This is a genomic window from Streptomyces sp. HUAS YS2, from assembly GCF_033343995.1.
In the GTDB taxonomy this organism is placed as follows: Bacteria; Actinomycetota; Actinomycetes; order Streptomycetales; family Streptomycetaceae; genus Streptomyces; species Streptomyces solicathayae.
Map to the genome: position 1 here is coordinate 4642075 of NZ_CP137573.1, position 24114 is coordinate 4666188.

General features: G+C 68.4%; 24 protein-coding genes. 16 read left to right on the plus strand and 8 right to left on the minus strand.

Translation table 11 applies throughout. The annotated features are described in order from the left end of the window. Nucleotides 1-149 precede the first annotated feature (149 nt). The 5 genes from R2D22_RS21540 to R2D22_RS21560 all read left to right on the plus strand — a co-directional run bounded on the left by R2D22_RS21540 (nt 150) and on the right by R2D22_RS21560 (nt 7078). Nucleotides 150-2606: a D-alanyl-D-alanine carboxypeptidase family protein gene (locus R2D22_RS21540; RefSeq protein WP_318106119.1), complete on the plus strand. Its 2457-nt coding sequence runs from the start codon at nt 150-152 to the stop codon at nt 2604-2606. Between the two features lie 86 nt (nt 2607-2692). Then, a complete protein-coding gene (locus tag R2D22_RS21545) occupies nt 2693-4630 on the plus strand; it encodes an MFS transporter (RefSeq protein ID WP_318106121.1) in 1938 nt (645 codons plus the stop codon). Between the two features lie 185 nt (nt 4631-4815). Further along, complete coding sequence (locus tag R2D22_RS21550) at nt 4816-5658, plus strand: adhesin (protein WP_318106123.1); 843 nt, start codon at nt 4816-4818, stop codon at nt 5656-5658. After that, nucleotides 5655-6428 (plus strand): ATP-grasp domain-containing protein, encoded by a 774-nt coding sequence (locus R2D22_RS21555; protein ID WP_318106124.1) that lies wholly within the window; start codon nt 5655-5657, stop codon nt 6426-6428. Before R2D22_RS21550 ends, R2D22_RS21555 begins: the two co-directional genes overlap by 4 nt. 23 nt (nt 6429-6451) lie before the next feature. Beyond that, nucleotides 6452-7078 (plus strand): HIT family protein, encoded by a 627-nt coding sequence (locus tag R2D22_RS21560; protein WP_318106126.1) that lies wholly within the window; start codon nt 6452-6454, stop codon nt 7076-7078. A 13-nt stretch (nt 7079-7091) separates the two neighbouring features. On the opposite strand, the gene R2D22_RS21565 is transcribed toward R2D22_RS21560, so the two are convergent. From R2D22_RS21565 to R2D22_RS21585, 5 genes are all read right to left on the minus strand, one after another. Further along, on the minus strand, nt 7092-7472 hold the full coding sequence (locus tag R2D22_RS21565; protein ID WP_318106128.1) for a hypothetical protein: 381 nt from the start codon (nt 7470-7472) through the stop codon (nt 7092-7094). A gap of 43 nt (nt 7473-7515) precedes the next feature. After that, nucleotides 7516-11346: a CHAT domain-containing tetratricopeptide repeat protein gene (locus R2D22_RS21570; RefSeq protein WP_318106130.1), complete on the minus strand. Its 3831-nt coding sequence runs from the start codon at nt 11344-11346 to the stop codon at nt 7516-7518. Between the two features lie 175 nt (nt 11347-11521). Then, nucleotides 11522-12019, minus strand: a complete 498-nt coding sequence (locus R2D22_RS21575; protein ID WP_318106133.1) for a DUF1877 family protein — start codon at nt 12017-12019, stop codon at nt 11522-11524. Nucleotides 12020-12112: 93 nt separating this feature from the next. Further along, a complete protein-coding gene (locus R2D22_RS21580) occupies nt 12113-12466 on the minus strand; it encodes a hypothetical protein (RefSeq protein WP_318106137.1) in 354 nt (117 codons plus the stop codon). Nucleotides 12467-12902: 436 nt separating this feature from the next. Continuing rightward, nucleotides 12903-13163 (minus strand): DUF7683 domain-containing protein, encoded by a 261-nt coding sequence (locus R2D22_RS21585; protein ID WP_318106140.1) that lies wholly within the window; start codon nt 13161-13163, stop codon nt 12903-12905. A gap of 141 nt (nt 13164-13304) precedes the next feature. Between R2D22_RS21585 and R2D22_RS21590 the strand changes: the two genes are divergently transcribed. Next, on the plus strand, nt 13305-13865 hold the full coding sequence (locus tag R2D22_RS21590) for a hypothetical protein (protein WP_318106143.1): 561 nt from the start codon (nt 13305-13307) through the stop codon (nt 13863-13865). Nucleotides 13866-13933: 68 nt separating this feature from the next. Here R2D22_RS21590 and R2D22_RS21595 read toward each other — a convergent pair whose 3' ends face one another. Continuing rightward, nucleotides 13934-14689 carry a GntR family transcriptional regulator gene (locus R2D22_RS21595; RefSeq protein ID WP_318106148.1) on the minus strand — a complete coding sequence of 252 codons (756 nt, stop codon included), beginning with the start codon at nt 14687-14689 and terminating at the stop codon, nt 13934-13936. Nucleotides 14690-14766: 77 nt separating this feature from the next. Between R2D22_RS21595 and R2D22_RS21600 the strand changes: the two genes are divergently transcribed. The 7 genes from R2D22_RS21600 to R2D22_RS21630 all read left to right on the plus strand — a co-directional run bounded on the left by R2D22_RS21600 (nt 14767) and on the right by R2D22_RS21630 (nt 20323). Further along, nucleotides 14767-15045, plus strand: coding sequence for a hypothetical protein (locus R2D22_RS21600; protein ID WP_318106150.1), 279 nt, complete (start codon nt 14767-14769; stop codon nt 15043-15045). Between the two features lie 144 nt (nt 15046-15189). Further along, complete coding sequence (locus R2D22_RS21605; RefSeq protein ID WP_318106152.1) at nt 15190-15330, plus strand: hypothetical protein; 141 nt, start codon at nt 15190-15192, stop codon at nt 15328-15330. 196 nt (nt 15331-15526) lie between these two features. Beyond that, nucleotides 15527-15751 carry a hypothetical protein gene (locus R2D22_RS21610; RefSeq protein ID WP_318106154.1) on the plus strand — a complete coding sequence of 75 codons (225 nt, stop codon included), beginning with the start codon at nt 15527-15529 and terminating at the stop codon, nt 15749-15751. 8 nt (nt 15752-15759) lie between these two features. Further along, nucleotides 15760-16491 (plus strand): GntR family transcriptional regulator, encoded by a 732-nt coding sequence (locus R2D22_RS21615; RefSeq protein WP_318106157.1) that lies wholly within the window; start codon nt 15760-15762, stop codon nt 16489-16491. Further along, nucleotides 16488-16835, plus strand: coding sequence for a hypothetical protein (locus R2D22_RS21620; protein ID WP_318106159.1), 348 nt, complete (start codon nt 16488-16490; stop codon nt 16833-16835). The genes R2D22_RS21615 and R2D22_RS21620 overlap by 4 nt, the downstream gene beginning before the upstream one ends. 516 nt (nt 16836-17351) lie before the next feature. Continuing rightward, on the plus strand, nt 17352-19088 hold the full coding sequence (locus R2D22_RS21625) for a DUF262 domain-containing protein (protein WP_318106161.1): 1737 nt from the start codon (nt 17352-17354) through the stop codon (nt 19086-19088). Then, nucleotides 19085-20323 carry a type II toxin-antitoxin system HipA family toxin gene (locus tag R2D22_RS21630; RefSeq protein ID WP_318106162.1) on the plus strand — a complete coding sequence of 413 codons (1239 nt, stop codon included), beginning with the start codon at nt 19085-19087 and terminating at the stop codon, nt 20321-20323. Before R2D22_RS21625 ends, R2D22_RS21630 begins: the two co-directional genes overlap by 4 nt. 438 nt (nt 20324-20761) lie before the next feature. Here the strand turns inward: R2D22_RS21630 and R2D22_RS21635 are convergent, their stop codons facing one another. Further along, entirely contained in the window at nt 20762-20914 is a 153-nt protein-coding gene (locus R2D22_RS21635) for a hypothetical protein (RefSeq protein WP_318106164.1), read from the minus strand. Nucleotides 20915-20934: 20 nt separating this feature from the next. Then, nucleotides 20935-21402, minus strand: coding sequence for an NUDIX hydrolase (locus R2D22_RS21640; RefSeq protein WP_318106165.1), 468 nt, complete (start codon nt 21400-21402; stop codon nt 20935-20937). A 60-nt stretch (nt 21403-21462) separates the two neighbouring features. Here R2D22_RS21640 and R2D22_RS21645 point away from each other — a divergent pair, with 60 nt between their 5' ends. The 3 genes from R2D22_RS21645 (at nt 21463) to R2D22_RS21655 (ending at nt 24047) form a co-directional block, all read left to right on the plus strand. Continuing rightward, entirely contained in the window at nt 21463-22200 is a 738-nt protein-coding gene (locus R2D22_RS21645) for a GntR family transcriptional regulator (RefSeq protein WP_411977058.1), read from the plus strand. Nucleotides 22201-22338: 138 nt separating this feature from the next. Further along, nucleotides 22339-22683: an SCO3933 family regulatory protein gene (locus R2D22_RS21650; protein WP_318106168.1), complete on the plus strand. Its 345-nt coding sequence runs from the start codon at nt 22339-22341 to the stop codon at nt 22681-22683. After that, entirely contained in the window at nt 22680-24047 is a 1368-nt protein-coding gene (locus tag R2D22_RS21655) for an FtsK/SpoIIIE domain-containing protein (protein WP_318106169.1), read from the plus strand. The genes R2D22_RS21650 and R2D22_RS21655 overlap by 4 nt, the downstream gene beginning before the upstream one ends. Nucleotides 24048-24114 lie beyond the last annotated feature (67 nt).

Here is a 24114-nt window from a genome sequence, read left to right on the forward strand (position 1 = left end):
CGTGGATGAATGACAGGGTGACCCCTCTCACATTCATCTGTCGAGAGTGCCTGGTCGGTTCGGGCGGGAACCGGCAGGTATGTCGTTCTCGTCTAGCACGGGAGCCAAGGGGTTCACACAGGACACTGGTAGATGGTTCGGACGAACAGATGACGCATGGAGGAGGCACGGTGGCGGGCGAGTCCCCCGACAGGTCGGAGCAGCGGAGGTCGTCGGGGGAGACGGCTTCGGGCGGACAGGATCCGCGGCTGGCCATGTTCGGCGAGTCCGGATCCCCGGTTCAGGTGGACCAGCCGACGGCCGTCTTCAAGGCCGTCGCCCCGCGTACCCCGGAGGAGGACGCACCGTCGGCCGACGCGGTTGCGCCCGAGACGCCCGAACCCGGCGAGGGCGACGACGCCCGCCTGAAGGCCGCGGTGGCGGCGTGGGTCGCCACGGACGAGGACGAGGACGGGGAGACGGCCGCGGAGTCCGACGGGGACGCGGAAGTGGCCGCGGACGCGGACGCCGCCGCCGTCGGGGAGACCGCGGACGAGGCGACGGAGGCGGCGGAACCGGAGGCGGAGCCCGTCGAGCCCGAGGCCGAGCCGGGGGCCGCTGTCGACGCGCGCGCCGCCGCCGACGCCGAGGTGCAGGATCGTGCCGCCACGGCGACGGACGAGCCGGAGACGGCCGAGGAGCCGGCCGAGGACGCGCCGGAGGTCGAGGCCGACGTCTCCGCGACGGCGAACGCCGCCGACGGGGCGGGCGACGACGCTGACGACGCGTCCGAGCCCGAGACGGAGACCGCCACCGACGCCGACGCCGAGCAGGCGCCCGCGTCGGAGGCCGAGGCGGCTCCCGCCGACCCGGAGTCCGCCGCCGAGTCCTGGTTCGCCGCCAAGAAGCCCGTGGCGGCCCCTCAGGGCGCGCCCGAGAAGGCCGAGGAGGCCGAGGAGCCCGCCCAGGGCGCCTCCGAGGCCCCGAAGGCCCCCGAGGCGGCCGAGCCGGCCGAGAAGCCCGCCGGTGACGGCGTGGACCAGCCGACCACCATGTTCAAGGCGGTCCGGCCGCCGGTCGTCGACCAGCCGACCACCGCGCTCAAGATCGTCACGCCGCCGGCCGCGCCCCGGCCCGAGCCGAAAGCCGAGCCGGAGCGCCCGAGCACCTTCGTGCCGCTCCGGAAGGACGACGTACCGGCCCCCGCGCCGACCCCGCCCGCCCCGCCCGCCGCGCCCCGCGTGTCGGTGCCGCCGCCCGCGCCCGCCCCGGCGGCGTCCGCCGTGCCGCCGCCGGCGTCGCTCAGCGAGGCCGAGCGGACCAAGCAGCAGCCCATGCCGCCGCTGCCCCCGCTCGACCTGCTCGCCGAGCTGACGAACACCCCGCCCCCGCCGCCGACTCCGCTCCGTACGACGGTCCGCCGGGTGAAGATCTGGACCCCGCTGGTCCTGCTCCTGGTGATCGTCTTTGCGGTCGTACAGTTCGTCCGCCCGCTGCCGCAGCCCGTGCTCACGCTCTCCGTCGCCCCCGCCTTCACCTTCCAGGGCGGCCGGCTCGACATGCCGTGGCCCAGTGAGGGCCAGGGCGCCGTCGAGGTCGAGGGCGTCGGTTCCATGGGCACGTACGGCGACCAGAAGCCCGCCCCGCTCGCCAGCGTCGCCAAGACGATGACGGCGTACGTGATCCTGCGCGACCACCCCCTCAAGGGGAAGCAGGACGGTCCCGAGATCACGATCGACAAGAAGGCGGCCGCCGAGGCGGGCAACACGCACGAGTCGCGGGCCCCGGTGCGCAAGGGCCAGGAGTACTCGGAGAAGGAGCTGCTGCAGCTCCTGATGATCCCGTCCGCGAACAACGTGGCCCGGCTGCTCGCCCGCTGGGACGCCGGTTCCGAGGCCGCCTTCGTCGAGAAGATGAACGCCGCCGCCAAGGACCTCGGCATGACCGAGTCGACGTACACCGACCCCTCCGGCCTGGACTCGACCACCGTCTCCACCCCGAAGGACCAGCTGAAGCTGGCGAAGGCGGTCATGCAGTTCGACGTGTTCCGCGAGATCGTGAACATGCCGAACGTCACCGTCGAGGGCATCCCCGGCCGGATCGAGAACAACAACAACATCCTGCTGGAGCCCGGCGTCAGCGGCATCAAGACCGGTTCCTCCACCCCGGCCGGCGGCAACCTGCTGTGGGCGGCGAACACCGTCGTCGACGGCAAGCTCCGCCGCGTCCTCGGCATCGTCATGGGCGCGCAGGACGCCAAGATCCTGGACGACAAGCTGCAGCTCTCCATCGACTACAGCCTCAAGCTCATCCAGCAGGCGCAGAAGGACGTGACCTCCGCCTCCGTGGTCCGCGAGGGTCAGGTCGTCGGCTACGTCGACGACGGCCTAGGCGGCCGTACCCCGGTCGTCGCCACCAAGGAGCTGAAGGCCATCGGCTGGGCCGGCCTCAAGGTGGACCTGGAGCTGACCGACGGCGGGAAGGTCGTGCCGCACTCGGGCAAGGCCGGCGACATCGTCGGCCAGATCTCGATCGGCACCGGCACCGGCAAGGTCAGCGCCCCCGTCGCGCTCAAGACCGACCTGGCCGAACCCGGCATCGACAAGAAGCTCACCCGGCTCGGCTGACGGCCGCGCCGCCCTCACGGCCCCGGTACGCACCGGGGCCGTGACTGTTAGCGTTCCGGGCAACAGGAGTACGGGAGAGGGCCGCAGTGACCACGGCTGAACCGACACGAGCCGACGCCGACACCGAGGCCGACGCGCAGGCCGACACCGAGGCCGACCCGGAGGCCGATCTGGGTACGGATCCCCGGACCGGCGGCGCGCCCCCGCGAATAGATCTCCCGGCTCCGCGGTCCGCCTCGGGGTCACCGGCCGCCTCGGGGGAGCGGGCCGCGGCCGTCCCCGGGCGCCCCGCGCCCCCTCGTACCGGCCCACGCCGCAAACGGCGCTACCCCGTACTCGTCGCGACCGGCGTCGCCGCCCTCTCCCACATCCTGTGGTTCTTCCTGTTCGCGAACAGTGGCGGCGACCTCGCCGCGCAGGACGCCTGGGCCGAGTTCGTCGGCCGGCACCCGGACTCCGCGTACAACCTCGCCTGGTACGGCGGGATGCACCCGGTCTCGTACAGCGTCGTCTCGCCGTACGTTATGTCCGTGCTCGGCGTGCGGACCACGATGATGATCGTCGGGACGGTCTCGGCCGGTCTGACGGCCCTGATCCTGGTCCGGCTGCGGGCCGTGCGGAACCCGATGGCGTGCGCGCTCGCGGGCGTGTTCGCGTTCCTGTGCAACGCGCTGTCCGGCCGGGTCACCTTCGGGCTCGGCATGACCTTCGCGCTGGGCGCCGTCGCGGCGGTCTTCTGCTGGCCGCACCGCTGGCGCCGCAAACGCTGGGCGAAGGCGGCCGTCGCCGCCCCGCTCGCCGGTCTCGCCACCGCCGCGAGCCCGGTCGCCGGACTCTTCCTCGGCGTCGCGGCGGCCGCGCTGTTCCTCAACAAGCGGCGGCCCGGGGCGTACGCGCTCGGACTCGCGCCGGTCGCGGTGGTCGCCGTGTCCGCGTGGCTGTTCCCGTTCTCCGGCACCCAGCCCATGTCGCTCGCCTCGACGTCGCTGCCGTTCCTCTTCGGCGTCCTCGTCCTCGTCCTCGTACCGAAGGACTGGCGGACGGTCCGCACCGGCGCCGCGGTGTACGCGGCCGGGACCGCGCTCACCTGCCTGATCGACTCCCAGATCGGCTCGAACATCTCGCGGCTGCCGATGCTGTTCGCGGGCGTCGTGCTGCTCGCGGCGCTCCCGTACACCGCACCGCGCACCCGCCGCTGGTACGCGCTGGTGCTCGCGATCGTCGGCCTGAACCTGTGGATAGGCTTCAAGAGCGTCGACGACGTGATCCGCACCGCCCCCGACGCCTCCTGGGCGCGCGAGCTGGCGCCGCTCGTCAACGAACTCCAGGTACGGGGCGCGGAGAAGGCCCGCGTCGAGGTGGTGCCGGCCAGCAGCCACCGCGAGTCGTCCGCGCTCACCCCGTACATCAACCTCGCCCGGGGCTGGAACCGGCAGGCCGACATCGAGCGCAACCCGATCTTCTACGACGACACCCTCGACGCCGCGAACTACCAGGAGTGGCTGGACCGCTGGGCCGTCCACTACGTGGTGCTGCCGACGGGCGCGCCGGACACCGGCGGCGAGCGCGAGGCGAAGCTCGTCGAGGAGGGCCTGCCCTACCTGAAGCGGGTGTGGTCGGACGCCAACTGGCGGCTGTACGAGGTCCAGGACCCCACGCCGCTCGCCGAGCCGCCGGCGGTGGTGGAGCGCGCGGGCGAGAACGAGGTGACGATCCGCCTGGAGACGGCGGGCCGGGTGCTGATCCGGGTGCCGTACTCGCCATGGCTCGCGCTGCTCGACGAGAACGGCGGGAAGCTGGAGCCGCCGCAGGAGACCGAGGCGTCGAAGAGGGCGCGGGAGGCCTCCGAGACGGAGCTGCCGAAGCAGTTCGTGAACGCGGACGGCTGCCTGCTGAAGGCGGAGCCGGACGCGGAGGGCGACGAGTGGGTGGAGCTCCTCGCCCCGAAGCCGGGGGTCTACCGGCTGGCCGCGCCGTACAAGCTCTTCCCGCGCGGGACGGCGTGCCCGGAGGAGCTGAGGTAGCGGTCGGGGAGCGGCCTCGGAGGAGCTGAGGTGGCGGCCGGGTGGCGGTCGGGTGGCCGTCCGGCCATCGTCTGATACCTGGGGTAACTGTCCTGAGGCTCCCCGGAGTCGGGTGTCGTCCTGCATAGTGGGCCGCTATGGCGTGCGAACAGTGCGGGAGCGGACGGCGTGGTCCGCTGCCGGGGATGGTGTGCCCGGAGTGCGCCGCCGCGGGATCCTCCTCCCGGCGGCGGCCCGCGAAGGGAGCCGCGCTCCTGGCCGCGGGCGTGGTGGCGATGACCCTGGTGGCGGTCACGGTCGTGGTGCTGGGCCGGGGCGACGGCGCGCAGCCGGCGGCGGTCGCGGCGGGCCGGCCCGGGGCCGGGCCGGGGGACGGGCCGGTCCGCGCGATCCCGACCCGGATCACGCCCACGGAGTTCCCGACGGAGGAGGAGACCGAGCCGGAGTCGTCCGGCCCGTCCACCTCACGGACACCGACGCCGACGCGGCTGCCGACTCCGTCCGCCCGGCCCTCGGCCTCGCGGCCGCCGACGTACGAGTCGTGGGCGGGCCCCGGCTGCGCGGGTGGCGGCGAGTACCGCGAGTACGGCCGGTACGCGGACGGCCTGGACGGCTGGTACACGGTGACCCGCGGCGGCTACCGGGGCGGCGGCTGCGACGGCCGCTTCACGGCGCTGCCGATGTCCGGCAGCGCGACGGAGGACCACGACAACGCGGCCACGTGGACGTGGCACGTCGGCGCCCCGTCCACCCGCTGCGCGCTCGCCGTCCACGTACCGTCGCCGCCCCGCCCGCAGGACGCGGCCGGCGACCCGTCGGTGTACCAGGTGCTCGCGGACGGCGTCCCGTACGCGACGTTCAGCGTCGACCAGACCGCGCACCACGGCCGGTTGCTGACCACGGCGGCGTACCCGCTGCGGGGCGACACCTTCACGGTCCGGCTCGTCGACCGCGGCCGGGACTGGGGCTCGGCGGAGTGGGAGGGCGCGCATCACGGGGCGGGGCAGATGCGCCTGACCTGCCGATGAGCGACCCCGGCTTTCTCGCGGTGACGCCGCATGCCGGCCCGACGCGGGACCTCCTCGCGGCGGCGGCGCGGCGACGCGGCATGGACATCGTGGAACTGGTGGCTCCGGGCACGGCGGTCGCGCTGCGGGACCGCCCGGGCGGCCACTTCTACGGCGGCCCGGGCCTCGGCGCGGCCGTGGCGGACGACCTGGGCGTGGCACTGCTCGAACCGACGGACGACTGGCTGCCCGGGCTGGGGCGGGAGTTCACCCGGCGGACGATCCACGCGACGACGCTCGGCGAGGCCCGCGGCCTGGAGGGGCCGGTGTTCGTCAAACCCCCGCGGGACAAGACGTTCCCGGCAGCGGTGTACGGGTCGGGCGAGGAACTGCCGGACGGTCCGGACGGGCCGGACGAACTGCCGATCCTGGTCAGCGAAGTGGTGGACTGGGCGGCGGAGTTCCGCCTGTTCGTGCTGGACGGGGAGATCCGTACCGGCGCGCAGTACGCGACGTACGGGCACCTGGAGGTGGGCCCGCTGCCGCACCCCGTCCAGGACTTCGCCTCGCACCTCCTGGCCGAGCACGGGGACGGGCTGCCGAGCGCGGTGGTCGTGGACGTCGGCCTGGTGGACGGAGCGTGGGCGGTCGTGGAGGCCAACATGCCCTGGTTCAGCACGGTGTACGCGGCGGATCCGGCGAGGGCCCTGGAGGTGACGCTGCGTGCGGCGGGCCCGCGGGCGGCGGTGCGGGAGCGGGACAGGAAATTCGTCCGCACACCCACAGCATGATCACGCCGTGCGAAGCTGCGGCCATGACTGTCGAACGTGTCGAACCTGTCGAATCTGCCGAACCCAGTGATTACGTCAAGCGGTTGCCGATCGGCGAGGAGATCCCCCTGCCCGAGGGCGGCATCCCGTTCTGGGAGGTCTTCCCGTACGAGGGGGACATCCGGATCAAGCCGCTGGACGAGCCCGTCCTGCCGGAACCGCCGCGCAAGGGCGAGGACGGCGAGGAGTGCCCCGGCTGCGGGGACTGGGAGGGCCCGGTCCTGTGGAGCGACGAGCACTGGAAGCTGCGCGGCTTCACCGAGCCGGAGGGCGTACCGGCCCAGGTGATGCTGCTGCCGAAGGCCCACGGAGACCTGGCCGACCTGCCGCCGGAGCGGCTGGCCGAATTCGGCGGGATGCTCCAGCGCGTGGAGCGGGCCATCATGACCCTGGACGGCATCGCCCGCGTCCACATCAACCGCTACGGCGACGGCGGTTCGCACTTCCACGTCTGGTTCTTCGCCCGCCCGGCCGGCATGCTCCAACTTCGCGGCACCTGCCTGCCGTTGTGGGGCGACGTCCTCCCGAAGGTCCCGGCGGACGAGTGGCAGCGGACGAACCGCCACATCGCCCACGCCCTGGCGACGGAGGGCGGCACGGCGCACGTCTGATCAGCCCGTGGCCTCAGCCCTCTCCGGACCCGGTGCCCCCAGCCGCACCGAGCGTCTCCTCGACGGTGATGTCGATGAACCGGTCCTGGTCCGCGGGGGAGAGGGCGGGCTGCGCGGAGTCCCCTTGACCGAGTCGTACGCGTACGTGCCGGGCGACGACCTCGCGCTGCGGCGCGGGCGTCTCCTTCTTGAGGTCGCTGTAGACCGTCCAGGCCAGGCTCGCGATGCTCACGATGAGCGAGCCCAGCGAGATCGGGTCCAGGTACTGACCGGGTCGGGCCGTCGCCCCGCGGGTGTGCAGCGCGACCTCCACGTCGGTCGCGAGGTCGGGGCCGTGCGAGGAGGTGAGACGCTGCGCCGCGGCGCGCGCACCGGCTTCGATCGGGTCGGACATGCGGTTCGCTCTCCTTGTAAGGGTCGGGTGGTGAGGGTCGGGGTCAGGGGGTGGCGGTGTCGGTGGGTGGTTCGGCGAGGAGGAAGTCGCGTACTGCGGACGGAAGAGTTCTGCCGGTGACGGCGAGCCAGGTCCGTTCGAGGGCAGCGATGCCGAGAACATCGGTGAGTTCCGCAAGATGCACCGGGCCCGGCCCGGTGGAGGGGTGCGGGAACTGGTCGAACGTGGTCACGCAACGGACCACCCATTCCAGTGCCTCCCCGTCTCGATTTCGGATTCCGGCGAGTACACCGAGCTGCCCGTAGCTGCTCGCCGTGGCGGGCCGGTTGCCCAGCTCGCGACTGACGGCGAGGGACCGGCGGTACCAGTCCTCGGCCTCGTCGAGCTGTCCGCGTTCCTGGTGGACGATGCCGAGTTGATGGGAGGCCTGGGCCGTGCCGGCCAGATTGCCGAGCTCGTCGTGGATGGCGAGGGACTGGCGGTACCAGTTCTCCGCCTCGTCGAGTTGCCTGCGTTCCTGGGCCACGATCCCGAGCTGATGGTAGACACCTGCCGTGCTCGGCCGGTTGCCGAGTTCATCGCTGATGGCGAGGGACTGGCGGTACCAGTCCTCGGCCTCGTCGAGCTGCCCGCGTTCCTGGGCGGAGATGCCGAGCTGATGGTAGGCGCGGGCGGTACCGAGTCGATCGCCGAGTTCCTTGCAGATGCCGAGGGCCTGGTGGTACCAGTTCTCGGCCTCCTCCAGCTGTCCCCGCGCATGGGTGACGGTGCCGAGCTGGTGGTAGGACGTGGCCACGTTGGTTCGGTTGCCGAGTTCCTCGTTGATGGTGAGGGACCGGCGGTACCAGTCCTCGGCCTCGTCCAGTTGCCCGCGTTCCTGGGCGACGATGCCGAGTTGATGGTAGACACCGGCCGCGCCGCTCCGGCTGCCCAGCTCTTCGTCGATGGCGAGGGACTGGCGGTACCAGTCCTCGGCCTCGTCCAACTTCCCGCGCTGATGGGCGATGACGCCGAGCTGGTGGTACGTGATGCCCAGGCGCGCCTGTTGCTGAGGCGTCCCCGACTGCTTGCTCAGGGCGTCCAAGATCTGGCGATAGGTGTGCCCGGCTTTCTCCAACTGGCCCTGCCAGACATGCTGGTTGGCCTGTGCTCCGACCAGGAACAGCCACAGTCCGCCGGCCGGCGTGTCCAGGTCGGGCGGAGCACCGTCGGCGGTTTCCAGGACCAGTCGCGCCCGGTCGGCCCAGGCACGGGCTTCCTCCGCCATTCCCCGCGCGTCCCAGTGCAGATCCAGTGACTCGCCGATGTCCTGAGCCTGGACCCACAGCCCCTGGTCGAGTGCATGGCCGAGCATGCTTCCTTGCGTCCGCTGGTGATGGCCGATCAATGCCATGGCGATTGCGGCGTCACCGCTGTTGATCTCCCGCGTCAGCCAGAGGCCGAAAGCGGCATAGGCGTCGATCATGGCGCGGGTGGCGGCCGTGCGCTGGTCGGCGTAGGCGCCGAGGGCATGGCTGCGCCAGTGTGCGGTGAGGTAGGCGGGCAGAGCGGGGTGGATGCGGTACATCCGCGCCCCCAGCGGCGTCAGCAGCCCGACCTCGGCCGCGCGATCCAGCACCCCCTGCCACACGGCGGGCGTGTGGCCCCGGAACGGCTCGGGGACGTCCGCCACGCTGGAGAAAGCGCCCAGGACGTCGGCGTCGGCTACCCCGTGGAGGAGGCTCAGCGCGGTCAGCGCGTGCTGGTCCGCCGCGGGCAGATGGGTGAAGGAGTACGCGATGCCGGCGGCGAGGGAGGTCGTACGGTCGGCGGTCCCGGTGTCCGTGTCCGGCAGCCGTTCGACGCCCTGGAGGCCGGCCAGAAGATCCTGGGGGCCGGTGGTGTCGAGATGGGGGAGGACGATCCGCATGCTCAGCGGGTGCCCGTCGAGCCACTCCATCAGTTTCCCGAACGCCGGCGATTCCCGCCGGGGACGGGCGTCCGGGTAGGGGGCGAGGAGATGATCGGCATACTGCCCGGCCTCCTCGGTGTCCAGGCCGGGCACCCCCAGCCGGCGCGCCTCGGGGCCGAGCCAGGTCTCCGGGGTGCGGCTGGTGACGACGACGGCGCTGGAGCCGCGGGCGGCGATCCGTGCCAGGAAGTCGCGGAGCGCGTCCCGCTCCGGCTCCGGCAGGGGCGGGGTGGCCTGCGTGGGGTCGGGCATGGTGTGGACGGACTCGAAGTTGTCCCAGACCAGGAGGAGTCGACGCTCGGTCAGGACCCGCTCCACCAGCTCCTGGCGCTCCTCGGAGTCGAGCAGCGCGAACTGGGCCCCGAACAGGCGCAGTCCGAGGCCGGTGATCACCCCGCCGAGGCCGAACGAGGCGACGCCGGGCTCGAAGGAGTGCCATACCACCCCGTCCGGATGCTCCAGGGCGCCGGTGTCGCGCCACCACCGCCCGAACGCCTTGGCCAGCTCGGTCTTCCCCGTCCCGCCGGGCCCGTGCAGCACCACGACGCGCTGGAGCCGGGCGGCCACGTCCAGCGTGTAGAGCAGGGCGTCCCGGCCGACGAACTCCCCGACCGCCTCCAGCGATGTGTCCGGCTCCGCTTCCGGGCCCGTATCGCCGCCCTCGCCGGTGCGGGGCCGCTCGCGGATCTCGTCCAGCATCTCTTCCAGGGTCGTCCCGACCGGGCGCTCGGTGTGCAGACCCGGGAACCGGACCTCGCTGCGCGAGTACAGCACCGGTACCGTCCAGTCGGCGAGCGGCATCAGGCCCTTCGGCGACGGCCGCAGGTCCCGCTGGGCGAGGCGCCGGCGCCCGGCGGCCACCGCCTCGGCCACACGGTCGCCGGCGAACAGCCGCTCGTAGAACGCGGCCATGAACTCCGCGGCGGCCACGGCGTACACGCTGTAGGCCATCGCCACGACAGCCGCGGTGCCCTCCTGCAGCAGCCGGGTCGCCACCGCCGCCTCGACCTGCGAGCCCACGACCGCCGACTGGCACGCGTTGAGGACCACCACCGGCACCTGGGCCGACTTGAGCACGCGCGCCACCTCGTCCGCGGGCACGAGGTCCGATCCGCCCTCGGGCTTCTCGAAGGCCAGCATTCCCTGAGGCCCTGGCCCCCGGTACATCACGGGCAGCCCCGCGCCGCCGAGCGGCCCCGACGGTGCGCCGAAGACGCCATGCCCGTCGAAGTGCACGATCTGGAACGGCTCACCCGCCTCCCGCGCGGCGGTCAGCACCCGCTGAAGATGCGCGAGCGTCGGGGGCCGCAGCACGACCAGATCCACCTGCCCGCGCACCGCCTCCAGCCGGCTCAGCAGCGGGCGGGCGATCATCTGGTAGCCGACGTCCCGAGTTCCCCGCGGTCTGGAGATGACCATGAGCACGCGCAGCCGCGCTCCCGCGACGGTGAAGACGTCCCCCAGATCGGCCGCCGGCAGGGTGCGCGAGACCGTCGTACGGGAGTCCAGCGCGAGCGGCGTCGGCCGGCCAGGTTCGGCCATAAGCTCCCACGGCCACCCCAACGGCTCGGCCGCCCCGGACCGCACGACCAGCTCCACCCGACCGCCCCGCGCCTCGGCGCGGGCCCGCGCCCGCAGATATGCGTCCCGCGCCGGCCCGGCGCCGAACACGGCCTCGAAGACCTGCTCGCCCCACTCCGGCAGCCGCCCCGCCACCTGCGAGCCCCGCTCGCCGTACACCCCGAACGGCGCCCGTAAATAGTCCTCGAGATACCAGCGCAGCTCGTCCAGCGCCGCCCGGTCCAACGGCCAGTCCAGCGCGACCGGTTCGCCCACCCCCTGGGGATACGCCTCGCCCTCGGGCCACGCGAGCAGCGCCACCCGCCCGTCCTCCGCCACGTCCAGCAGCAACCGCTCCGCCACGACAACCCACCCCCGCGCTCCTGGCCCCGTGACACAGACGGTAGCGACGCGACGGCGCTCTCCGGGGCAAAACACGCGGACTCCGCGCCCCTGTCAGTGACCCCAGGTGATGTCTGCCTGCGCGCCCTGGACGAACCTTGCTGCCGCCGCCCGCGCCCCCGTCAGGTGACGACCGCTAGGCCCACACCGCTTTGACGACGACATGCCCCGCGGCGGCCGCCCGCCCGTAGAACCCCCGCAGGGACTCGTGATACTGGAGATACTCCTGCCGGAACAGCGCCTCATGCTCCCCGCCGGCACCGAGCCGCGTCCCGGCGACGCTCCACAGCTCGTCGAAGGAGACCTCGGCGAGGAACTCCGCGGCCCGTGACACGTCAGCCGCATCCATGACCATCAGGGGCGGGTCGTAACGCTCGGCGCCGCCGCCGTACCTCACGGGCCGCCCACCGTAGACCGGCAGCCTCCAGGGCTCGTCCCCCTCCACCCCGAGCCCCTCGGCCGCGGTGTAGAGCTCGTTGACGGAATCCCACGCCTTGTCGATCGAGTCGGTGACCCCCGCCGCGTACTCCTCGGCATGGACCTTCCAGGCCGCCCACATGAACTCGGCCAGCCAGGCGTGATCGTCCCGGATCTCGCCCCCGGCAACCGCACGAAAATGCAGATGAATACTCACAGCCACACCCCCACCTGGACGGCCCGCCCCTCGGACCACCCGCCCAGACCCTACGCACCCCCACTGAACGCTGGGCCGTGCCGGCTCGGGCCCCTACAGCTCGGGCCAGGTGTGCGGCTCGATGTAAACGTGCTCCCCACGGAAGAACCAGTCCGCCAGATCCGTGAGCCGCTCGATGCACGCGTCGAAGTACTCCGCCGGCTCCGGCCGGGGGAAGTGGGGGTGCGCCGTCCAGGAGGGAACGTCCGTGGCGACGTGGTAGTACCCCTCCGCCAGCCACCGAGGAAGCTCCTCGGCGCCCTGCGAGCGTTCACACACGGCGCGCATGGCCTTCTCCAGCCTCGTAAAGCCGTCCCGGTCCCAGACGAGATCGCTTCGCAACCCCAGCAGGAAGCTCCCGGGCTCAGACCGGAACTCGTGCTCCAGGGTCTTCAAAGCTTCGTCCATGCCAGGCATGGTGCCAGGCCACCCAGCCGGCGACGCGCGCCTGCTGATCGGCGCGTGCGGCACGGCCGTGATCATGCGAAAGGGCCAGCCCGAGGGCACCAAGCCCCTGAACTGGCCCTTGGCCATGTGCCCCCGGCAGGATTCGAACCTGCGACACCCGCTTTAGGAGTTCGATCGGGCGCGCTCCCATGCACGTCCACCCGCGCGCCGACGTACCGCTGCCGACCACTCAACGCTGCGCCGGTCCACTGTCGTTGATGTCAGCTGGAGATGTCAGGTGGGATGGCTGCATGGCACGCATCGAGGCTGATCCGTAGCTCCAGCCGGATCGGTCAGGCATGGCTATTCCGGGCGCTACGGGGCCCATGCGGGACGCTACCGGACGGGGGAGGTTGCTGGGGTTGCGGTGCGCGGCTGCTGTACCGCAACGGTTCGCTTACTCCGCCGCGTAGGCGCTCGTGAAGTAGTCGAGCTCCGGATCAGGCGGCCCGCACCGCAGGATCGCGTCCACCGCCGGCCAGACCTCGACCGGTACGGCGTAGCAGTAGAGCATCCAGGCGTCATCCGCATCCGGCTTGATCACTTCCCGAAGCCGCAGAATCTGCTCGCGTCTGATGGGGTACTTGGTGCGCAGGAACTCGTCCGCCTTGCTGTACCCCTCCAGGACCCAGACGACCTTCGGTTCTTCAGTAGACATCCCCTGATCGTATGACCGGGAGAGCTCTGGAGCTCCCCGCAGCACCCGCCGATCTCCGCGCCATCTGGCACGGCTGCGACGTCTGGAAGTGGGCAGAGCTAGCGTCCCCCTGGGCGATGCGTCACACGTACCCTCGGCACCATGGATGCCTCATGGACGGCCCTGATCGCTGCCGGCTCGGCTGTTGTGGCCAGCGCAACGACTGGCTGGTTCACTACGGTCGCTGCGAGGACACAAGCCCGCTTGAATCGTGAGATGCAGGTTGCCCAACTTCGCCATGCGCAGGTCGAGCACAGATACCAGCAGCGCCGTCAGGCATACGCTGACTTTGCGAAGGCCGCTGGAGTTCTGCACAGCAGGCTTGGCGACATGGTCGCCGTTGCTGGCGACTCGGCTGCATTCTCTCTGCTGCTGGACGAGGCGCGGGCAGAGCGGGCGATGCTCATGAGTGCGATGCACGTGGCTGCCCTGGAGGGACCACCGCCGGTTGGAGTTGCTGTGCGTCAGCTCTACGAAGCGATAAACGCCTTCTGGAGTGCAACTCGTCGACTCAATGACGCTGTGTGCTCCGGCGATCCTGCCCACGTGGCAGAGCATCGAACTTTGATGAACCAGAGCCGCGCGGATGCACGGAGCAGCCGTGACGCCTTCGTGGAGGCGGCACAGGAGGCCCTCAATCCTTCGGTCAACGTGGTCATATAGGTGGGTCGATCCGACCTGCTGACGAACCGAAGAGGCTCATGTCGGTTGCGGTCCGGGTGGTGGCGCCGCTAGCGACTGATGGGAACCTCGTAGACGATTTCGCATAGCGCGGCGGGCACGACGATGTCCGCCGTCTCCACGGGCCGCCCCTCGTCGCTGTAGTACGTCCGCCGGATGTGCGTGACGAGTGCGGCCTTCTGGATCCCGAGAAGTGATGCCTCCTCGGCGGTGGCCTGCCGCGGCTCGGGCTGCTCGACGGCATGGCTGATCGTGACGCCGATCTCGGCCATCCGGTTCACGACGCCGGCCCCGGCGTGGGGCCCGCCCTCGGGAAGGACGACGAGGGTCCCGCCGGTGAGGTCGTACGGCTCCCAACTCGTCGACAACTGCACGGGTCGCCCGTCGGCGAGGAACTCGTACACGGTCCGGACGCACAGCTCGCCCTCACCGATCCCGAGCCGTGCAGCGATCTCCGCCGGCGCGGGGACCTTCGCATCGGTCCGGCTCTCCCAGCCGCCATTGCGTCCCACGGCCTTCATGTCGGCCCGGAACGGCGACCCGTCGGGCTGCTCGCGCGCCGCGGACCGAACCATCCGCACCCGCTGTCGTGGCTCCGCCACGTACGTCCCTGACCCGGCTCGCCCTTCCAACACACCCTGGGAGATCAACAGCTCCTGGGCCCGCCGGACGACGTTCTCGCCCACCCCGCACTCCTGGGCGATCTGGGCGCGTGAGGGCAGCCGGTCTCCAGGAGTCCACTCGTGCTCCGCGATCCGCTGCCGCAGTACGTCGGCGATGCGGAGATAGGGCGGCTGCTCAGGCATATGGAAAATCTAGTCCACTAGCTCTAATCTAGTTAACTAGCTTCACTGAAAGTGATCGCGGTGACGGAGGCTGCCCTGTGCCTGCTCCAGAAGTAAGCGCGGGGCTGATCGCCGCCCGGTTGTCCGCCGTCGGGCTCACCGCACGCGTGGAGGAGCACGCCCGACACACGTCGATCGAGGCGGAGGTACCGGAATCCCTCCCCGCCGAGACATGGCGGGAGGTCCTAGAAGTGGTGGCGGGGGCCGATCGATTCGGACTCGTCGCCAGCAGCGCGAACGGCCGCACCTTATGGGCCGCCGTACACAAAGCGGTCCCCGCGACGGGCGATGTCCGGGGACCTGGCCATCAGCGATAGGAGCTGATCAGCGTGTTCAACCGTATCCGCCGCGCCGTAGCGCGCACCAGAAGGCGGCACCTCCCGGGCCGGCATTGCCGCCCCTTAACGCCCACCCGACAGACGGTCGTTCACCTCGGTGCCGCCAACTGGCATCGCGACCGCATGGACGTCCTCGCAGGCGAGGAGACCGCACTCGTCCGCCCGTACGTCCTGGCCTCGGAGGAACGCGCTCGACGGCGTTCGATGACCGTTCCGCATGACCTCTCCGCGTACGCCTGGTTCGTGCCGGCGGAGGCCCACTGATGCCCGCCCGGCAGCAGCCTCGCGCAACGCACATGAGTGCAGTCCCGTACCGGTCGAGCTCATGCCGGATCGGTACGCACGGCGAGTGCGCCCAGTCCTCTCCTGCCACAGCTCCGATCGGCGTCCCCGTGGTCCACGAAGCGTGCGACTGCTCCTGCCACACGGCCGACCCGGCCTCGCTGAGGGAGGTGCCCCAGTGAGGGGATGGGCACCCGGCGGCGCACTGGCCACCAACGTCGAGATCACGACGGCCAACGTCCAGCGCGGCGACGTCATCCAGGTCGGCGGCCAGCCATGCCGCGTAGCCGACCTCTTCCAACTGCCCGGCGGCGCAAAGCGACTCATCTTCGAGTCGGGCGAACTCCTGACCATGCACCGCAGAACCCGCCTCATCGCGCTGCGCATGCAGAGGCAATGGTGATTTCAGCCATGGCCTCCCGCCGCCACGCCATCGCCGACGACCTCCGCATCCAAATCTCCGCCGGTCGCATCAAGGCCGGCACCCGACTCCCGTCTGAGGCACAGCTCGCCGAGCGCTATGCAGTCAGCACACCGACCCTGAGGAACGCCCTCGCACTCCTCCAGGGCGAAGGGCTAGTGGAAAAGATCCACGGCAAGGGCAACTTCGTCCGCCACCCTCTCCGCAGAATCACGTACGTAGGTGGCGGCCGCCCGTCCCACACCCAGTTCCCGGCCGAAGCACCGCTGCGCCTCAGCATCCGCACCACGAACCTTCGCGCGCGTGGGCACCTGACGGCCCTGCTGGGGGTGCGGACAAGGAGCCCACTGACCGAGTTCCTCTGCCTCAGCCACGAGGGAGGTTCGCCGCACAGCCTGGCCCGCATCTACGTCCCCCGCGACCTGGCGCCGGCTGACATGCCGAGCGAGTCACCCGGGTGCATGGAAGTGGAAGCCAGGCTGGCAGAGCTCCGCCCACCACTGGCTGAGATCCGAGAGAAGGTCAGCTCCCGCCTCCCGACGCCAGAGGAAGCGGCAATGCTCCGCATCAACTCAACCCTGGCCGTCCTCGCGATCAACCGGGTGGCAGCCGACGCGACCGGCCGCGTCGTGGAGGCCGCGCTCCTGGTGCTCCCTGCTGACCGCGCAGACGCACTCTTCACCACCCACCCCACAACCGAAGAGAGTGGAATGAAAGGATGACTCCTCACAACGAACTGCGCCTCCTCCCGTGGTCAGGCTCGGACGGTAAACCCTGCTTCCTGAGCACAGACGACAGCAACGGCCACCTATCCCGCTTGGCCGACAACACCGAAGCGATCCAACTCGGCCTGGTCTCCGAGCTCCTGGACCACGCGTTAGATGTGCTGGGCGACGATGCGCTCGCTCCGGCAGATCTTCGACTCCTGGCAGAGAAGCTGACCGGAGCCCTGCGAAACACTCTCCGCGTAGCCACAAGCCGAGGCCACCGCCTGTCAGCACCAGACTCGGCTGGTCATGACGGCGACGATGAGGGTCCTCGACTGCCAGCAGCAGCCTTCGGCTAGCAGCAACGCACATCCCAACGGCAGGGGAGCCCCGGATGGAGTCAGGAGCTCCCCTGTCGTTGGCGCACGATTCCGGAGGGCCCAAGCTCCTTGCCTTTTCCGCACGCCAGAAGGGACCTGGGCCACAAAGGAGGCGTTGTCGGCGGGCCCCAGGCAACGCCAGTGCCAGCGGCGGCCCAGAATGTTCTGGAGTCCTGAAGGTGCTCACCCGGGTGTGGACAGGCCGAGATGCCCCCGCAACCCCCTGGCAGGACCTGTCCAGCACAGCGAGCAGCCCACAGTGCACTTACGACTGTGGTGCGAGACGTTGGCGCGCGTGACATGTTGGGCCGAATGGTTGTCTGGCTGGCCGAGTCCACTTGCGACCCGTCAGCGGTGGTTCAAGGTTGGAGGCCGTCTTGACAGCACCGCGTGTTTGCACGCACCAGCCAGGTACGCAGGTGCTTGGTCTCGTCAGACGCGAGACGCATCACCACAGTGCGTGACATCCTGACTAGCGACGGCAGGAGGAGGAACATGGCAACCGGACTAGATTCAAGCCCCAGCGCGACGACTTTCACGCTTGAAGAGCTAGTTAATAGGGCCTGGAATGGTCAAGTACGCGTTCCTCACTTTCAGCGTGACTTCAGGTGGAGTCAACGCGATGTTATCCGTCTTTTCGATAGCATTGTGAAGGGCTATCCAATTGGCAGCCTTTTGATGTGGTTGCGACCTGCACGAAAGGAACTTGTGCGACTCGGCTCCATGAGCATCGAAGCCCAAGAGGCAAGTCAAGCCCTTTGGGTTGTCGATGGTCAGCAGCGCATCGTCAGTCTTGCAAATGCATTGAGCGATAACAGGCCTCCCGATGAGCGATTCGATCTCGCTTACGACCTGCGCGATAAGGAGTTCGTTCCGCTACCTGCACGATCGGAACCTCACATCGTTCCGCTGCCCGTCATCTTTGATCTAACTCGCCTAATTAGATGGTTTGCAGAGAACCCGGAGGTATCGGATCGACTCGATCAAGCATCTCGCCTTACTACCGTGATTCGACAGTTCTCGGTGCCTGCTTACCAGGTGGACAAAGGAGATGCCACCGTACTGCAGGACATCTTTGACAGGATGAATAACTACGGAAAGAGGTTGAGCCGGGCAGAAGTGTTCTCTGCTCTCTTTGCCGGCAGCGAGGAAGACAGTGAATCTACCCTCACATTGGACCTAATCTCACAGCATGTCTCTGACGCTACGGGATTTGGGTTGATTGACTCAGACACCGTATTGCGCGCCGTACTCGCACGCAGGGGGCCAAATCCTAGCCGCGAGATCCGAGTCGAGTTCAGTGAATCAAGCCGCAGAGAGGCCGTCGAATTCCCTTCTGAGGGACGCGATGAAGCGTTTCGACTTGGAGAGGAGGCACTCCTTAGGTCGGTCAGCTTCCTTAAGGAGGAGGTCGGAGTACCCCATTTTAGCCTCCTTGCATATCGCTATCTACTTGTGGTGCTAGCGCGAGTTTTTGGGCACTTTCCTAATCCTGACGAAAGGAACTTGCAGCTTCTTCGTCGATGGTATTGGTCGGCCGCAGTTGTAGGACCTGAGATCTTTAAGGGAAGCGCAACCGGTGCCATGCGGGCGTTGTGTGTAAAGGTCAGGCGAGGTGATCTCACGGGCTCCATCCAAGGGCTAATCGAAGCAGTCGACCGTCCTCACACGCAGTTGCCTGATATTAAGAAATTTAGAACTAATACAGGCTCGGCTAAGCTCACTCTATGCGCCTGGTGGGAATCCCATCCTCGCTCTCTCATTACCGGAGATATTTTCGAGCATACCGTGATCTCCGAATTCCTGGCCGATCGAGGAACCGCAGCGGAGGCGGTTCCCTATATCATCAGCCGATCAGGGCTGCCTGAAAAATATCGGATGTGGGCCGCCAACCGGTTGCTCTTGCCGACCGAAGAAGTGCCGTCAAATGAACTTGTCGATCTCATCTCGAATCGCCCAATTCAAATTGATGAGACGGTCTGGATGAATGTCCTTCGCTCGCACCAACTCGATGAAAAGATCTCGAATCTGCTGGCCTCTGGCCAGGTGATCGATTTCCTCGAGGCTCGACAGGAGTTGCTTGAGGCGAACTTGAAGACATTTCTCCAGCGACGCTGCGAATGGGGTTTCGAGAATACGCCACCCCTCGATGAATTCGAAATTGAGGACCTATACGGCTTCGACCCAGAAGATACCTCGCTCACCGGTCGGGAAAACGGAGAAAGTGAATGAGTGTCAATGAGAGGCGCCATGCCGTTTACCTATACAACCGGAGAGTCGGCACGATAAGTCAGCGCGGCGATTACACCCGGTTCATTTTCACTGAACGGTACCTGGAGGATCCGAACCGCCCAGTCCTCGGGTTGAGGTTTGAGGAGCAGCTGAGGGATTCGATTACATCTGCGCTGCGACTACCTCCCTGGTTTTCAAATCTGCTACCTGAAGGCGTGTTGCGGCGCTGGATCGCAGACGACAGAAAAGTCTCCCCAGACCGTGAAATGGAACTGCTCGCGCAAGTCGGGCACGACCTGCCTGGGGCTGTACGGGTTATCGAGCTTCCTGAAGAAGACGACGAATCCGACTGGAATTTCGACAAAGACACACCCTCCATCATGCCCCAAGGATCCGCTAAGCACGTAGAATGGCGTTTTTCGCTAGCGGGTGTAGGATTGAAATTTTCTATGCTACGAAATGGGGACCGCCTAACGTTGCCAGCCTTCGGCGAGGGGGGAGATTGGATTGTTAAACTTCCAGACCCTGACTATCCTAACGTTCCTCATAACGAGTTCGCGATGATGCGTCTTGCCAGCGCTGCTGGCCTAGAAGTCCCGGATACGCAACTAGTTCACCGGGACGCCATTCAGGGTCTTCCGTCTCACGTATGGCGTGGTCGCGAAGAGTGGGCCTACGCCGTCAGGAGGTTCGACCGTGACGACAGTCGCAGACGCATCCATATCGAAGATCTGGCTCAAGTTCGATCCTTTTACCCGGATGATAAGTACAACGGGAACTTCGAGACGGTCGCCGCGTTGATCTATCGCGGTAGGGATCTTCAGGCACTTCAAGAATTTACGCGACGACTCGCATTCAACATCCTTATTTCCAATGGGGATGCTCACCTGAAGAACTGGTCATTGATCTACCGGAATCCCCGGATCCCCACTTTGTCGCCAGCTTACGACCTCGTTTCTACTGAATTCTATCGGGTTGACGAGAAGCCAGAAAATCTGGGATTGAAATTCGGTGGGAGTAGGAGATTCGACACCGTCAATCTAGGTCTATTTAGGAGGCTGCAAGCTCGACTCAATGTCAGCCCCGCAGATCTTCCGGAGACGGTTTTCGAGGTTGTCGAGCGGGTCAACTTGCTATGGCGTGAGCATCGGGACCTTCTATCCGTTAATCCAGAGCTGGAAAGTTCCGTTGGTGCGAGCATCACGGAACGGCGCAAATCCCTCCTCAGGGTTTGACCGGGTCGGTCGGGGGCCTTCCCCTTGATGCGCGGTCGGTGGAGCGGCTTTGGGCTGGAGCTGCTTTGGCGCGAGTGATCATGGCCCCGTAAGCTTCCGGCGCGTCGGGCAGTCTGTGGACCTGCCCGCTCAAGCACGACGTGGGGCCATGATCTTCGAGGCTCGCGCCAAAGTGGCTGCCTAAAGCCGTGGAGCCGACCGCCCCAGCCATAGAGAGGTTCACCACCCATCAACCCGAGCTGTCAGGCGTGCGGCTGGCGGCTGGGCCGGAGCGGGGCGCAGACAGGAGCGGCGGCCCGGACGACGGGCCGCACGCGCCGCGCCGTGCGCGGCGAGTGCCCTTGATGAAGTAGAGAAACTCTTACCGCACGCGTCCGCTGGGGCCTCAGAGGGCGATCGAACGGTAGGCCACGGCCTTGTCTACGACCTGTTCGACAGTCAGTTCGGTGAGGTCCAATAGATGTAGTCGCTGATGTGTGGGCAGACCAAGCCGCGTTCAAGGGCGTCCAGCATCTCGCCCCACTCTTCCTCGTCGGTCCCCTCGGCGTTCATGAGGCGCTCGACGAGGGAGATCGCTTCCTCGCGGCTCATCGTCCGGACCGGTTCCACGCTCACTGCTGTGCGATCAGCCGGCGGCCGTCGTGGCTGCGGACGTGAGGGCCCGCTCCGTCCAGCGCGTCCAGAAGCCTGATCGCGTAGACCTCGGCCATCCGTTCCTCGACCTCTGCCGGCGTGAGCCAGTCGACCGCGGTGGACTCCTCCGAGGTGCGCTCGGCGCCGCCTGAGGGCTTGCAGCGGAAGACTAGGGCGACGATGCCTCGGGTCGTGTTCTTGTAGACGCCGGTCAGCTCGTCTACCTCGACCTGGATGCCCGTTTCCTCGAAGACCTCGCGGACTACGCCAGCTTCTGGGGCCTCGGTCAGTTCGAGGACTCCGCCCGGGAGCTCCCAAGTTCCGTTGTCCGCTCGGCGGATCGCCAGAAGGCGTCCGTCTTCGCGTACGACCGCCCCGGCCACCGACACGGAGTGCAGTGGCGTTGACTGGGCTTCGCGCGCGCTGTTACTCATGTACAGGAGCATAGGAGAGTGGGTAGGACTGTGGGAACTCCAGTGGGAGGCGATAGGGCGGTACCTCGGTACGTGCAGATCGCGGACGAGATCGTTCAGCAGATCCGGGCCGGCGTGCTGAAGCCTGGCGACATGGTGCCGAGTGAGTCGGAGCTCGTTGCGCGCTACGGCGTCGCCGGGGGGACCATCCGTAAGGCCATGGTCGAGGTCCGGGCCAGTGGTCTCGTGGACACCCGGCACGGCAAGGGCTCGATCGTGAAGGATCGGCCGCCCGTGCGGCTCCGCTCGTCTGATCGTTTCCGTGCCTCGCACCGTCGTGGCGGTAAGGCCGCGTACCTTGCCGAGTCCGAGCAGTCCGGGGCCACGGCGAAGGTGAGCGTGCTCTACATAGGACCCATGGAGGCGCCCGCGGACATCGCCGAGCGGCTGGGTGTCGAGGCCGGCACGCAGGTGCTCGCTCGCCGGCGGCTGTACTTCCGGAACGGGACGCCCGTCGAGACTGCGTCCTCGTACTTGCCGTGGGATGTCGTCAAGGACATCCCCGAGCTGTTCGCCGAGAACCCCGGTCCTGGCGGCATCTATGCCCGTCTCGAAGACCACGGGCACACCTTCGCCGAGTTCGTGGAGACGCTCCAAGCGCGGCCGGCCACCAAGGCTGAAGCCTCGGAACTCGCCCTGAGCCCGGGTGCCCCCGTGATCCACCTGCTTCGCGACGCGGTGACGAAGACGGGTCGCGTCGTGGAGGTGTGTGACACCCTCATGGCCGCTGACCAGTTCGTTTTCCAGTACCGGATCCCTGCGACCGACTGACGCTCGCTCAACTTCCCACAGCCCGCCGCGCGTTCTTCTTCGCGGCGGGTTGACTCATGTACAGGAGTCGTGCACTCTTCTTCCTGTTACTCATATACATGAGTGACGGAGTGCAGCATCTATAGAGGAGTGACTCCTGTGCGTCTCATCCCTGTCGACACCTCCAGCGCGCTCGTGATGGTGGCCCAGCCGCCGGCCCCGAAGATCGCGAACCGTCAGACCGGCGAGATCGCGACCGACCGCGAGACCGGTGCCACGCTGATGACGGTCGACGTCATGTTCGTGATGGACGGCAACGCCGAGATCCTGAACCTGGTCGTCCCGCAGACCGGTATCGGCGGTGAGCTGGCCATGGGCACCCCGGTCGCCCTGACCGGCGTCGTCGCCCGGCCGTGGGAGAACGAGTTCAACGGCCAGAAGCGGCACGGCATCAGCTTCCGTGCGGTTGCCGTCACCCCGCTGTCCGCTGCGAAGGCGGCATGACCGTGAACGCGACCGCCTTAACGGTCACGCTGGCGCTGGTTGCCGCGGGTGCGCTGCTGCTGCGGTGGCAGCGTCCGGCCTGGTACTGGATGACCTTCGGCGTCACGTTCGCCGTGGTGCGGTTGTTGGTCCGGTACTCGTCGGTCATGGATGCGTGCGGGCTGACCGTCCCGCCCTCCCGTCTCCGCCTCGCAGTCGCTCGGATCACGAACCAACCCGTCCCCCAGTCCCGGGCGCCCCGGATCCTGCGGCTGCGGCCGACCCGGACCGGGCTGGTGCTGCGGGTGAAGCTGCGGCCTGGTCAGGACGCTTTCGACTTCTCCGCCGCCTCGGACCGGCTGCGGCACTCGTTCGTCATGCAGAACGTCACGGCCCGGGAGATCCGGTCGGGTGTGGTCGAGCTGCGGATGACCGGCTACGACGTCCTCAAACGGGTGCAGATGCCCGCGGCCTCCGATGTCGGTCCGATGCGGGTCCCGGTGGCCATGCGGGAGGACGGAGAGGTCTTCTGCCGCGACTACCGACAGACCCCGCATGCGCTGAACGTCGGCGCCACCCAGTCCGGCAAGTCGGTCTACCAGCGCAACCTGGTCGCCGGCCTCGCCGCCCTGGATGTCGCCCTCGTCGGCATCGACTGCAAGCAGGGCGTGGAACTCGCCCCGCTCGCCCGTCGGTTCACCGCGCTCGCCGACAACCCCGACACCGCCGCCGAACTGCTGGATGCGCTCGTCGAGCACATGGGCGACGTCTATCAGGTCATCCGCCGTGAACAGCGGCTCAGCGCCGATGTCCCGGACGCGGAGATCACTGCCGACATCTGGGACCTGCCCGACCACCTGCGACCGACCCCGATCGTCCTCCTGGTCGACGAGGTCGCCGAACTCGCGCTGTACGCCACGAAGGACGAGGAGAAGCGCCGAGACCGGATCATCACCGCGCTCGTCCGGCTCGCCCAGCTCGGGCGCGCGGCCGGCATTTACCTGGAGGTCTGCGGGCAGCGATTCGGCTCCGAGCTCGGTAAGGGGATCACGATGCTCCGCGCCCAGCTCACCGGCCGAACCGCCCACCGCGTCAACGACGAGACCTCCGCCAACATGGCCTTCGGCGACATCGCCCCCGATGCCGTCCTCGCCACCATCCAGATCCCCACCGACCGGCCCGGTACCGCCGTCGCCGGCGACTCCTCCGGCGGCTGGTGCCGCATCCGCACCCCGCACCTCACCCTGCGGCGGGCCGTGAACACCTGCAACGCACACGCGCACCGCACCCCGGCGATTCCCGCCCTGGACCCGTTCCGGCCGGTCCTGCCGAGTCTGGACAAGGCTTCGGCCCCGGCGAGCGAGACCGCTCCGGCGCTCGCCTGACCCACCCCGCTCCACGGTCGGCGTGACCGCCTCACGCCACGTCCTTACCCCGCCCATGCCAAAAACC

Bases quoted from the DNA above. Each gene is read 5' to 3' on its own strand.
- R2D22_RS21540 (WP_318106119.1), top strand. From the start codon at position 150: ATGACGCATGGAGGAGGCACGGTGGCGGGCGAGTCCCCCGACAGGTCG.
- R2D22_RS21550 (WP_318106123.1), top strand. From the start codon at position 4,816: ATGGTGTGCCCGGAGTGCGCCGCCGCGGGATCCTCCTCCCGGCGGCGG.
- R2D22_RS21555 (WP_318106124.1), top strand. From the start codon at position 5,655: ATGAGCGACCCCGGCTTTCTCGCGGTGACGCCGCATGCCGGCCCGACG.
- R2D22_RS21560 (WP_318106126.1), top strand. From the start codon at position 6,452: ATGACTGTCGAACGTGTCGAACCTGTCGAATCTGCCGAACCCAGTGAT.
- R2D22_RS21565 (WP_318106128.1), bottom strand. From the start codon at position 7,472: ATGTCCGACCCGATCGAAGCCGGTGCGCGCGCCGCGGCGCAGCGTCTC.
- R2D22_RS21580 (WP_318106137.1), bottom strand. From the start codon at position 12,466: ATGGACGAAGCTTTGAAGACCCTGGAGCACGAGTTCCGGTCTGAGCCC.
- R2D22_RS21585 (WP_318106140.1), bottom strand. From the start codon at position 13,163: ATGTCTACTGAAGAACCGAAGGTCGTCTGGGTCCTGGAGGGGTACAGC.
- R2D22_RS21590 (WP_318106143.1), top strand. From the start codon at position 13,305: ATGGATGCCTCATGGACGGCCCTGATCGCTGCCGGCTCGGCTGTTGTG.
- R2D22_RS21595 (WP_318106148.1), bottom strand. From the start codon at position 14,689: ATGCCTGAGCAGCCGCCCTATCTCCGCATCGCCGACGTACTGCGGCAG.
- R2D22_RS21605 (WP_318106152.1), top strand. From the start codon at position 15,190: ATGGACGTCCTCGCAGGCGAGGAGACCGCACTCGTCCGCCCGTACGTC.
- R2D22_RS21615 (WP_318106157.1), top strand. From the start codon at position 15,760: ATGGCCTCCCGCCGCCACGCCATCGCCGACGACCTCCGCATCCAAATC.
- R2D22_RS21620 (WP_318106159.1), top strand. From the start codon at position 16,488: ATGACTCCTCACAACGAACTGCGCCTCCTCCCGTGGTCAGGCTCGGAC.
- R2D22_RS21625 (WP_318106161.1), top strand. From the start codon at position 17,352: ATGGCAACCGGACTAGATTCAAGCCCCAGCGCGACGACTTTCACGCTT.
- R2D22_RS21630 (WP_318106162.1), top strand. From the start codon at position 19,085: ATGAGTGTCAATGAGAGGCGCCATGCCGTTTACCTATACAACCGGAGA.
- R2D22_RS21635 (WP_318106164.1), bottom strand. From the start codon at position 20,914: ATGAGCCGCGAGGAAGCGATCTCCCTCGTCGAGCGCCTCATGAACGCC.
- R2D22_RS21640 (WP_318106165.1), bottom strand. From the start codon at position 21,402: ATGCTCCTGTACATGAGTAACAGCGCGCGCGAAGCCCAGTCAACGCCA.
- R2D22_RS21655 (WP_318106169.1), top strand. From the start codon at position 22,680: ATGACCGTGAACGCGACCGCCTTAACGGTCACGCTGGCGCTGGTTGCC.